A 12,382-nucleotide genomic window follows, 5' to 3' on the forward strand; every position below is an offset into this window, starting at 1 on the left:
GATGATTACGTCACTATGGGAGGATTAGGAATGATCAGAAAAAAAGCAACATGGCTATTCGTTTCCTTGATCATGGTACTCGTAGTTGCAGGATGCAGCGGCAGTAACGGCAACAAGGGGGGCAACAATGCATCGCCAAGCGCCTCCGCCGGGAGCAGCGCATCACAAGGGACGCCGGAAGCAAGCCAGAACACAGAACCTGTGAAGCTTACTTTTTATTACGGGAATGTTCCTTTGAAGAACGAGGGGCGTCAGACAGACGAAGTCATGCAAGAGTTGGAGAAGCGGTTGGGCGTCGAAATCGAGTTTATTAATCAGAATGCGGACAGATTCAAGCTGATGATGGCGAGCCGCGAACTGCCGGACATTATTTTCTCCTTCGAAGAAGATTACAAGCAATTGATTGAAGGCGATCTCATTCTTCCGCTTGACGATCTGGTTCAGAGCAAGGGACCGGATATCGCAAAAAATACGGAAGCGCTGGATTATTATCGTAAGTACGTAAGCGCTGACACCGGAAAGCTGTACCTGCTTCCGATGCAGGTAGGCGCAACGAAGGAAATGGTTGCCAAGGTGCCTTTCACCGATTACGGCGCCGGTTATCTGACGAGGTGGGATTATTACAAAGAGCTAGGCTTCCCACCGATTACAAGCCCTGACGATTTTCTCGATGTATTGAAAGCGATGCAGGAGAAGCATCCAACGACGGCAGACGGTAAAAAAGTATACGGCTTGTCTTCATTCGTAGAAAAAGCGGGTTGGGGCTTATATCCGTTCTACGTTCAAATGGCTCTCTCTCAAGGTTACATGGATGGTCCGGGCAACTACATGATTGATGCCGATAGCAACTTCTATAACTTCCTGGCTCAAGAGGACGGCGCTTTCTGGGATAGCATGAAGTTTTTCTTCAAGGCGAATCAGATGGGGCTGCTGGATCCGGAATCGTTTATTCAGAATTTGGACCAATACCAGAACAAGCAGACGAATCTGCAAGTACTATCGGGGATTGGAGCTTGGTGGCAAGCAGGCGCGAACGAAGCGCTCGCGACTATACCTGATGCCGGATTTGTCACGATTCCGATGGAGAATCACTCTATTTACAAAACAAACGTATCGGTCATCGGGAAGGCCGGCAGAGCGTTCGCGATTGCCAAAAACTCCAAAAACCCGGAGAAAGCAATGGAGGTATTGAATTATCTTTACAGCAATGAGGGGATGAACTTACTAACCAGAGGCATCCAAGGGAAGCAGTGGGATAAGGTAGACAATAAACCGGTATTTCTGGAAAGCTTCATCAAAGCTCGCGAAAATATCGAAGAGGCGGAAAAAATCGGCGTTACAAAGTATGCGTATATTTACGGTTTAAGCGATTATACCGTCAATTCCGACGAGGGAGTGGCATTTGATTTAAACTCTGAATCTCTCATTAAGAGTATTGAGTGGAAAGAATATCAGTTGGATTATGCCAAGCATTACGGCGGCGATTATCCGGGAGATGCCATCGAGAAAATGGCAGCGCAAGGCAAAGTCGACTTGATGGTGTTCGATACGTCGGGCAGTGTGGCTTTAGGTACGCCGCCGGATGATATTAAGCGGATCGACGATTCGATTAAAGATTATATGTGGAAAGCGATGCCGAAAGTCATTCTGGCCAAATCCGAAGCGGATTACGAGACGCAGAAGAAGAACGTCATCGACGAGCTTTACAAGATGGGACTCGACAAGTCCAAAGCCTATTGGGATGAGATGTGGCCGCAATCGATCGCTCGCGTTAAGAAATAGAGAAGTATCAGGGGAAGCTCGGAGTAGGGGATAAGGAGATTTAGCGTCTTATCCCTTCTTTCGAATGCGCAGTAAACCGGTTGCATGATTCAGTGATCCTGAAGAGGAGGCATGGATGATGACAATAAAATCATTCGGTCGGGCATGTACGATAGTTCTCTTGATCGCAAGTTTAATCGGATTGGGCTATGGCAATGCGTTCGGAGCTGCTGCCGGCGAGGGGAACGCTACTCCGGGCAATGATGCTGTATCTCCTTCGTTACAGGCTGCAATTTCGGATATAAGCGGTCATTGGGCGGAAAAACAGCTGCTCGAATGGCAAAGCATGGAACTTATTAAAGGTTACTCCGACGGGAGTCTGAAGCCGAATCAGCCGATTACAAGAGGCGAGTTGATCGCGCTGACGAACCGGGCTTTAGGTTTCACGGAGGAGGCGCCGATCCGCTTCACGGATTTGCGTTCGTCCGATTGGGCTTATAAGGAGGTTGCCATAGCGGTTAAAGCCGGATACGTCCAAGGCAATGCCGATGGCACGATCGGAGCGAACCGACAGATCAGCCGGCAAGAAGCCGCGGTCATGCTGAGCCGTTTGCTGAAGCTGGCCGATGACAGCGATACCGCGAATACCTTCAGCGATGCCGAGCGAATCGCGAAATGGGCCAAAGCTGCCGTCGGAGCCGTTGCTGCCGGGCAGATTATGATCGGGGACGGCAAACGAAGCTTCCGGCCGGAAGCTTCCATGACGCGCGCCGAAGCGGTCGTTGTGCTGGATCGCAGCATCGTGTCGCTTGGCGGACAGCGGATGACTTACGACCAAGCCGGCGTCTATGGCCCCGACGACAATGTGCAAACGGTCAAAAAAGACGTTATCGTCAACGTTCCCGGAGTCACGCTGCGCAATATGAAAATCGAGGGGGATTTGCTGCTCGCCGCAGGGATCGGCGAGGGCGATGTAACCTTGAACAATGTTACGGTGATCGGCAAGACGACAGTGAACGGCGGCGGCTCGAATAGCATCCATTTCCTGAACTCGACGCTTGCGACCGTTATCGTCGACAAAAGGAGCGGCAACGTTCGCGTTCTGCTGGAAGGGTCGACGACTGTCGCCTCGCTGACGATATTGACGCCGGCAATCCTAAGCTTGGCTGATGAAGCTGTAATCGAATCGCTAGTTTTGGAGGCCGTTACACAAGCGCTCGGTCAAGGAACAATAAAACTTGCAGTCCTTCATGAAGGCGCCAAATCATCGACATTCGCAAGACAGCCATTGAAGAAGGAAGGCGCAGGAGCCAGTGTCGGATCGACGACGGGGATGACGGGTTCATCCGGTGCGCCTGGTACGCCCGGGCCGGCAACCTCACCGGAGCCGACACAGGAATACGGCACAGTAAGCGGGCATGTGTTCGGTCCCGACCCTATCGGTATCGAAGGCGCCGAAGTCACGCTGGTCGGCCCTGTAACGAAGACCGCCGAATCGGATCCAAGCGGGGCTTTCGCCTTTAGCAATGTGCCCATAGGCACCTACAAAATCATCGTATCGAAGGATCATTATTCCGACGGCATTTCGAGCGCATTTAACGTGACTATCGGCGCAACTTCCGTCATTGACGTCACGATCGAACCCGGAGCGGATTTGAGCGTTGTGGCGAACGGGCAGGCGCAGGCGGTAATCGTCGTTGACGATGCAAGCTTAAGCTCTTTCGCCAATACGTTAGCCGAATATGTTCAGAAATCTACGGGCGCGGTTTTGCCGATTATGACTACGGCACAGCTGACCGCTTCGGGAAATACGTACGACGATGACGTCCGCATTTATATCGGCAAGAGCGTACCTGGGGCAGAAGCCGCCGTCGCCGTCAAAATGGAAAACCTGAACGATGACGGATTTGTCATTATGCCTTACGGGAAAGACCTTTCGATTAGCGGACCGACAGGATCGGGAACGGAGTTCGGCGTTTATGAGTTCCTTGAACGTTATGTCGGCGTACGCTGGCTAATGCCGGGACCCGATGGAGAAGACGTGCCGCAGCAGGACGATGTGGTTGTTGCGTTTACGTTGGTCATCGATGAACCCGCTGCGATATCCCGCCATTTCTTCGGCACGGAAGCCTGGTACACCTTACAGACGACCGCGGATTGGGCCGAGCGTAATCGCATGCACGACGCAATCAAGTTCCATCATTATTTGAATGTGCTGTTCGACCCGCAAGTGTTTGCAACCCATCCCGAGTACTATCCGGGAGGCGTCGTGCCTTCGCATCCGTACGCATGGCAGCCATGCCTTAACGATGACACTGCCGCTGCGGCCATTTGGCGGATCAAGGACTACTTCCATAACTTCCCGAACGAAAAGTCTTTCTCGCTAGGGATCAATGACAGCGATAACTATTGTGCGGCCGACGTGGCGCTTGCGAATGGCAAGATTAACTCTATTGGCGTCGTAGACATGTCCGATGTGTACTATGCCTGGGTTAACCAAGTCGTGGAAGGCGTGCTGGAAGATTATCCTGATAAAAAATTCGGATTGCTGGCCTATTGGAACGTATACGATCCGCCTTCGACAGTTAAGCTCAATTCCCACGTCATTCCTTATATTACGGATGATCGCTTGACCTGGATCGACCCGGATATGGCGGCAATCGGCAACGATATTACCGAGCAATGGCAATTGAAAGCGGACAATTTAGGATTTTATGAATATTTGTTCGGAACGCCGTACAATCTGCCGCGCGTGTATATGAATCAAATGGCAGACAACTACGAGTATGCCAAGGAACACAATGTAGTCGCGCATGTGGCGGAGCTCTATCCGAATTTCGGCGAAGGACCGAAGCCGTGGCTGTCGGCCAAGCTTCAATGGGATCCCGATCAAGATGTCGACCTTCTGCTTTACGAATGGTATGAGCGAACGGTCGGCGAGGATGCGGCATCCTATTTGGAGCAGTACTTTGATCTCTGGGAGAACTTCTGGACCGTACGCGTATTGAATACCGACTGGTATCTTGATTGGAAGAACAAGGCCGACAGGGCAAACTTCCTTCCTTTGCAGGACCACAGCTATTTATCCGCGGTAACGAAGGCTGACTTGACGGAGAGTCGCAGCCTGCTGGAGCTGACGGTTGCCAACGCAGCGACAAGCAAGCAAAAAATTCGCGCCGAGAAGCTCCTGCGCGCCTTCGAGCTGTTCGAAGCATCGGCACTCAGTTATCCGCGCGGGGCTGTCGATGCGCCAACGAACAAACAGGATGCTTTGGCGATGCTGGCAGATGTGAAACAAAGCTTCGATATGGCGATGAAACGTCAGGTGCTTACGGAGCAGTTCAAAGGAGATCCGATTCTTAATCTGACGACATATGCCCAATATAGCGGCAAGTGGGATGGGATACAGACAGAATGGATTGCCGCGCTTCAAAGCTATGCGAACACGATTACGGACCCTGACAGTGAATTCCTTGCGGAGTTCCAGCGAGTGCAAGCGTATATCGACAGCATTCATGAGTATTCGGCGACCGCGGTCAAGACGACGGCAAGCAAGGCGACGATTCTGTCCTCGCTTGATTTCAGCCAGGGGCCTTGGACGGATGCCGTGCCGGTTACCGAGTTTCTAAATATGACATCCACGGAAGCCCCGCCGGCAGAGACGAGGATGTATCTGTTGTGGGATACCGACAATTTGTATGTCGGCTATGAGAACTTTGATCCGAATATGTCCGGTATCATCATGAACGACGATGCGCCCGGCGGATGGTGGCGAGTAGCGGACGACTCGGTTGAAACGTATGTGACAGGCGACGTGGCCGGAGGGTATACCGGATACTTCACCAATCCCAAGGCCGTCAAATTCATTTACAACTCAAGTTCGGCCGGCCCGGTGCCAGGCGTAGATAACAATTGGCAAGCAAGCGCGCAGATCGGAACCGATCGTTGGAATGTCATTCAGGTGATTCCGTTCAGCAGCATCGGGGTCAGTCCAAGCACAACAAAGACGCTGATGGGATTTTTCTTCCGAAATTACCACGGTCAATCCGTATATCTGGGCTGGAGAGGCGGGGCGCCTTGGACGGCAAAAGATTTCAGACCCGTACATCTCGTCGAGGGGAATAATTCGGTCACGAATCCGTCCATCGAAGAAGGCCTGGTCTCCGAGCCATGGCTTGCATCCGAATGGTATTCGTACTACACGGACCAGAATTCGACGGTATTGCGGACCAGCGCATTCAAGCGCACGGGCGGTTTCAGCCTGGAGACGAGCGTGACGAATGCTAATAGCAGTCCTTTCAAAGTGATATCGATTACGCCTGGCAAATACAAAGCCGTATTGAATTACTTCGTGCCGATGAACGTCAGCGTTTCAGGCAACATTCAATTGATGGCGACGATCGGCAATGGAAACGGCAGCCTCGACAGTATCGCATCGGTCGAAAGGCCCGTAGCATGGCTGCCGGGTAGATGGGTGCAGTTCGAGTATACGTTCGACGTTGAACCGGATTATAACGGTGAAGTGCCTGACAGCTTGATCCTGAAAATCAACCATTCCGGGTTTTGGTTAGGCGAGAAGCTGTACATTGACGATGTCTCTTTGTATAAGCTGTCAGACTGATCGGTAGAGACGATGAGTCGACAACGGGGCTATCCCCTAAGCCAACCAAGTTGCTCTGAGTGCTGATCGATGAACAAGGTAAAAGGGGGATGTACCTCCCTCCGATGCTATACGCTCCTGAAATGGGAATAGGTAAACCCGTTACAAGGTCATTTCAGGGGCGTATGAGGCAGTCTCCGGGCTAATCATGACCCACAACAATTCCAGATAATTTCCAGGAGTTGTTCGTATAATTATCGAAGACGCTTTAGTGGCATACAATCCCTGATCTTGGTTGATTTATACGGTTTTTCCTACAAAGGTTCGTCGTTTGAGTCTGAGCAGAGGGGCTTTGTACGATTTTTCGAACAAACGTCCGCCGTTTAAGCCTGATTCGAGCTACGTTGTACGATTTTCCGACTAACTTCCCTGAGTAAATTCAAGTGTTGCAATTAAATCCGTCGTAAAAGTTGAATATCCAGTAAATTGGAAACGTTGTGGATCAATCATAGGTCTCCGGGAGGTACACCCCCTTCTTTATACATCGATCCTCTCAAGCAACTCTGCTTGTGAGACATAGATTTAATTGATATTAAAGTTGCTAGGCAACAGGTGTTCAACATGGACTGGAGGCACGATCATGAGATTGATAAAACGGGCTGTTCATCTGGATTTTCATACTTTGCCCGATATCCCCGATTTTGGCGCTAATTTTGACGCGAAGGAATTCGCAAGGACGTTGAAAGACGCCAAGGTAGATTTTATTAATGTGTTTGCGAAGTGCAACATCGGTTTTGCCTACTACCCGACGAAGATCGGTTTGCCGCACCCGCATATGAAATTCGATATGCTCGGACAGATGGTCGAAGAATGCCACAAGCTGGGCATCGGCGTTGTTGCTTATTTTAATGTCGGCCTGGATCACGAGATGGCCCGAAAGCATCGTGAATGGTGTCTGGTCAATAAGGAAGGTCAAATCATTGAAGGAGATCGGACGGCGAACTTTTTCCGGCTCATGTGCTTAAACTCGGGGTATCGCGACTATTTGCTGAGTTTGATCAAGGAAGTCGTTGATCTGTATCCCGTGGACGGCATTTTTCTGGATTGCATCTTGATCAACCCTTGCTATGGGAACGAGTGCAACGAGAGCATGCTGGAGCGGGGCATGGATCCGTTGAATGACCAGGACGCTGCTGCCTTCATGAAACAGACGGCCATCGATTTTTTCTGGGACGTGAAGAAAGCGATCGGGGATGACATCTTCTTCTTTCCGAACGGACTTGGTCACATCAACTGCGACGGACTGGGCACTCACATCGAAATCGAATGCTTGCCGGGCGCGTGGAGCTACGATTACTTTGCCGCCCAGGCGGCCTATGCGCGCAACCTCGGCAAGCAAGTCGTGTATATGACCGGTCGGTTCCATGCCAGCTGGGGAGATTTCGGCGGATTAAAAAGCAAAGCCTCGCTTGAGTACGACTGCTGGGATGCAATCAGCAACGGCATTACGACATCGGTTGGCGACCATATGCATCCCCGCGACGGTTTGGAGCCGGATGTATACCGGATGGTCGGGGAGGTATACGCCGATATCGAGCGCTATGAACCTTGGACGGACAATGCCCGCGCAGTGACGGACATCGCCATCATTATGCCGGAAGGCTGCGATATGGGCGCGAACAATGTGGCGTTTCCGCAAGGTCAGGCGATCTTGAACGCGGCGGCGAGAATGCTCGGAGAGCTGAAATATTCTTTCGACATTATGGACGAGCGAGCGGATATCTCCAAGTATAAAGTGATTATTCTGCCTGACGTCATACCGGTCACGAATCTGCTTCGGGAGAAGCTGGAAGCGCACCTGGCCAAAGGCGGCGGCATTATTAGCACCGGCAGCTCCGGTCTCAATCCGGAGAAAACGACGTTTGCCATGAACGACTGGAACATGAGCTACGACGGTCCCGATCCGTGGAATGCCTCGTACTTCAAAATGCTGGAGGGCGACCGGCAGCTCCTTCCGCACCGCTTGTGCGCGATATATAACCAGGGCATTCAGATGAGCGGAAAACCGGGCTCGCATACGGTTGCCGATTACTATCAGCCGTATTTTAACCGCAAATGGGACGGCTTTCACGGCACCTTCTATACACCGCCGGAAAAATACGCGGGATGGCCGGCTGTACTGCGTTCGGGGAATGTGTTCCAGATTTGCTTCCAGCTCTTCGCCGGATACGGCGAATATGCGATGCCGGAGCACAAATATATGCTGAAACATTGTCTTGAGCAGCTGCTGCCGGATCCGGTCCTCAAGGTTGAGCATATTCCATCGACAGCGCGCGTAACGGTGACGGCCAAGGATCAGATGCAAATGATTCACGTCAAGGTCACTTATCCGGAAATGCGCAACAAATATAACGTCATCGAGGAGCATGCCACTCTGCATGGCGGAGTCGTGAGCATTCGAGGCGAGAGCCCAAAGGCTGTGTACGTCGCGCCAACGAAACAACCTCTCCCTTACGAAGTGGTCGACGGTTATATTCGCATCCCGCTGCCTGAAGTCGTCGGATACACGATGGTTGTCGTGGAGCATTAAGCGTTAAGAGGAGCGGCGCTGGGGAAAAACGTCTATCGGCGATAAATTGTCTATTGCACGTTAACGCGGTTTTCTCCACCTTTCGTCTATGTTGCGCCATATCGTCTATATACCGAATCGGGAAATGTTTGTAGCTTGAAGGTGAAGCTGCGTTAGAGGAGCAAGCGTCAAAGGAGCGGGAGAGATGGAGCGCAATTACGATTTTCGCAAACGGCTCGAAGTCGTTCACAAGCCGAATCGCCGCAATCCGGTTGTCCGTGCCGTTGCGGGCGAACCGGAGATTTCGGAGGACTGGCGCATCGTCATGGATGAGGCGGCCGGGCCGCTGCTAATGAACGCGGCCAAAGATTTGCAGGACTACCTGTTTACGAGCATGAACGTCTCCGTTCGCTTGACCCGGACGGGGAATATCGCGGAAGCAGCGGCTGGCGGAGATCGTGTCCTTGTACTGGCGACGAAGGAACAACTGCCCGCGCTGGGCGGAGCGCTTGAGAAATCGAGAAGCTATCGGATTGTTGTAGATGCGGACCGTATCGTTGTATGCGGGTTCGACGACAGAGGAGCAGCGCAGGGGAGCTATTTTCTCGAAGACAAAATGAATTTACGCGAAGCCCCGGTATTAGAAGTCATGGACGTTACCCGAGAGCCGCTGTTCTCGCCGCGCATGGCGCATTCCGGCTGGGGGTTGGACCGCTATCCGGATGCTCATCTGAACGCGATGGCCCATGCGGGCATCGACGCGATCATGGTGTTCGTGAAGGATGTCGACGAAACTCCGGAAGGCTATCAGGATTTCAACTACCTGGTTGACCGCGCCGAGCTGTATGGGTTGGATGTTTATGTGTACAGCTATTTAACGAGCAGACTTCATCCGGACGACCCGGATGCCCAGGCTTATTACGAGAGTACTTACGGTAAGGTGTTTCGGGCTTGCCCTCGTTTCAAGGGCGTTATTCTGGTAGGAGAATCTTGCGAATTCCCGAGCAAGGATTTGAAGACGACGGGGAAGCTGCGGCTCGAGTGGCCGGCCGACCAGCCGCAAACGAAGCCCAGCCCGGGCTGGTGGCCGTGTCACGACTTCCCGCAGTGGCTTCGTCTGCTGTCGGGTACGATTCGCGCCCATAACCCGGATGCGGACATCGTGTTCTGGACGTACAACTGGGGGTATGCGCCGAAGGAAGACCGCCTCAAGCTCATTCGCGCGCTTCCGGAAAATATTACGCTGCAAGTGACATTCGAAATGTTCGAGCAAATCCTTAACGAGCATGTAACGCATGTGTGCGTCGATTACACGCTGTCGAACGTCGGGCCGGGCGAGTATTTCCGCAGCGAAGCGGAAGTCGCCCGCGAACGCGGCATTAAGCTGCACGCCATGAGCAATACCGGCGGACTCACTTGGGATTTCGGCGTCATTCCTTACGAGCCGTTCCCAGGCCAATGGAATCGCAGGCATTCGGCGCTGTTGAAAGCCCGCGAGGACTGGGGACTGAGCGGCCTGATGGAATCGCATCATTACGGCTGGTGGCCTTCGTTCGTGAGCGAGTTGACCAAATGGGCGTATTGGCGTCCGAGCCCGACTTATGAGGAAGCGTTGGCGATGATCGCCAAACGTGACTTCGGCGAGGAAGCGGCGCCTCTGGCGCAGGAAGCGTGGAGCGCGTGGAGCGAAGCGATTCGGCATTATGTTCCGACGAACGAAGACCAGTACGGTCCGTTCCGCGTCGGGCCGTCTTATCCGCTTGTGTTTCGCAAGCCCATGTTTGGCAAGGCGGTACAAATGCCGGCAGCAAAGCATGCGATGTTCGGGAATGAAATCGTATTAACGGACTATGAACCGTTGGAAGATCCGCGGCAATCGCTTGGCGTATCCCGGATCGACGTGGAGCTGCGCAGTCTGGGCCGTATGCTGGACCGGATGGAGGAAGGCAACGGATTTCTGGAGAGGGCGCTGGCGTTGACGCCGGAGAACAAAAGGGTCGATGGCACGTTTATGCTCGGCGTTGGGCAGTTTATTGCGCGGTCCATTCGTACGACGATCCATGTCAAAGAGTGGTGGAAGCTGAAAAGGCAACTTCTGAGCGAAGGGGATACCGACAAAGCGACGGCTTTGCTGGAGCAAATGGAGGAGTTGGCCTTCAGGGAAATCGCCAACGCAGAAGCGACAATTCCGCTCGTGGAAGCCGATTCCCGGCTTGGCTGGGAGCCGAGCATGGAATATATGACGGACGCCGATCATTTGCGGTGGAAGATCGCTCAAGTGCGAAGCGTGTTGGACAGCGAGTTCGCGCAATATCGCAAATCGCTTGCGCTAACGGATGTCGTAAATTGAGCAAACGTTGTACCGGAAGCCGGAAAGGAGGGGAAAGATGCAGCGAGAGCCAAGAGCAAACGTTGTCCCTGCAATGGAGGACCAGGAACGGGGAGCCGTTCAATTGAAGGATCTCGCCAAGCTATTAAACGTGTCGGTGTCCACGGTGTCCCGAACGGTGAACGGAACCGGGCGTGTCGGGGCCAAGACGCGGGAGAGAGTTTTGGCGGCTATCGAGCGGACGGGATATCGTCCGAACGAGATCGCTCGCAGCCTGAAGCGCCGCAGCGCCCGCACGCTTGGCGTCGTGCTGGCGGACATCTCCAACGGCTTCTGCTCCAAGGTGATCAAGGGCGTGGAGAAGGTAGCCAGCGAGAACGAATACAGCGTGTTCGTGTGCAATACGGACGAGGATGTCGGTAGAGAAGAGGACTACGTTCGGCTGCTGCTGCAAAACCAGGTCGGCGGGCTGGTCATCGCTACCGTCGGCGCGGATGCAAGGCTGTTTCAGCCATATCTCGATGCCGGCATTCCGGTCGTCTTCATCGACAACCTGCCAAGCATGGCGGACAACTATAATCTGGTGGCCATCGACAATGTCAAAGCGAGCCGGGCTATCGCCCAGCATCTGGCGGACCAAGGTCATCGCCAAATCGCGATGCTAACGGGACCGCTGCATCAATCGACGGCTGCCGAGCGAACGCGGGGCTTTCGGGAGGGACTGGCGGATTCCGGCATCGCATTGGAGGACGAATGGATCGGCGTCGGTGAATTTAAGCGCGAGAGCGGCTACCGGATCATGCGGGAGTGGTTGGAGCGGGAAGTATGTCCGACGGCGGTGTTCGCCGCAAGCGACTTTCTGCTCTATGGCGCGATCCAGGCGATCTACGAGAAAGGGCTGACCATTCCCGGCGACATCGCGGTTGCTTGCTTCGACGCGAGCGACGAGACGGGCCTGTTGAGGCCGGGAATCACTTCGGTCGTTCAGCCCGCGTTCGAGATCGGAGCGATAGCCGCGGATCTCATCATGAGAAGAGAGCGGAACAAGGAAGTAAAACGATTCGAGAAAATCGTGCTGGAGCCGACTGTGGTTTTGCGGGAATCGAGTCTTAGACAACTTTGA

The 12,382-nt window shown here is 53.2% G+C and carries 5 protein-coding genes; all 5 read left to right on the plus strand.

The features are described from left to right. Window positions 1-30: 30 nt before the first annotated feature. The 5 genes from J4772_RS26650 to J4772_RS26670 all read left to right on the plus strand — a co-directional run bounded on the left by J4772_RS26650 (window position 31) and on the right by J4772_RS26670 (window position 12,382). Window positions 31-1,782, plus strand: a complete 1,752-nt coding sequence (locus tag J4772_RS26650) for an extracellular solute-binding protein (RefSeq protein ID WP_209072147.1) — start codon at window positions 31-33, stop codon at window positions 1,780-1,782. 115 nt (window positions 1,783-1,897) lie between these two features. Continuing rightward, complete coding sequence (locus J4772_RS26655; protein WP_209072149.1) at window positions 1,898-6,382, plus strand: DUF4838 domain-containing protein; 4,485 nt, start codon at window positions 1,898-1,900, stop codon at window positions 6,380-6,382. A 619-nt stretch (window positions 6,383-7,001) separates the two neighbouring features. Next, entirely contained in the window at window positions 7,002-8,951 is a 1,950-nt protein-coding gene (locus tag J4772_RS26660; protein WP_209072150.1) for an alpha-amylase family protein, read from the plus strand. A gap of 184 nt (window positions 8,952-9,135) precedes the next feature. After that, complete coding sequence (locus tag J4772_RS26665; RefSeq protein WP_209072151.1) at window positions 9,136-11,280, plus strand: hypothetical protein; 2,145 nt, start codon at window positions 9,136-9,138, stop codon at window positions 11,278-11,280. Window positions 11,281-11,317: 37 nt separating this feature from the next. Then, a complete protein-coding gene (locus J4772_RS26670) occupies window positions 11,318-12,382 on the plus strand; it encodes a LacI family DNA-binding transcriptional regulator (protein ID WP_209072152.1) in 1,065 nt (354 codons plus the stop codon).

It is taken from the genome of Cohnella sp. LGH (assembly GCF_017671885.1).
Classification (GTDB): Bacteria; Bacillota; Bacilli; order Paenibacillales; family Paenibacillaceae; genus Cohnella; species Cohnella phaseoli.

Coding starts and splice junctions, on each gene's coding strand:
- J4772_RS26660 (WP_209072150.1), top strand. CDS start 7,002: ATGAGATTGATAAAACGGGCTGTTCATCTGGATTTTCATACTTTGCCC.
- J4772_RS26655 (WP_209072149.1), top strand. CDS start 1,898: ATGATGACAATAAAATCATTCGGTCGGGCATGTACGATAGTTCTCTTG.
- J4772_RS26650 (WP_209072147.1), top strand. CDS start 31: ATGATCAGAAAAAAAGCAACATGGCTATTCGTTTCCTTGATCATGGTA.
- J4772_RS26670 (WP_209072152.1), top strand. CDS start 11,318: ATGCAGCGAGAGCCAAGAGCAAACGTTGTCCCTGCAATGGAGGACCAG.
- J4772_RS26665 (WP_209072151.1), top strand. CDS start 9,136: ATGGAGCGCAATTACGATTTTCGCAAACGGCTCGAAGTCGTTCACAAG.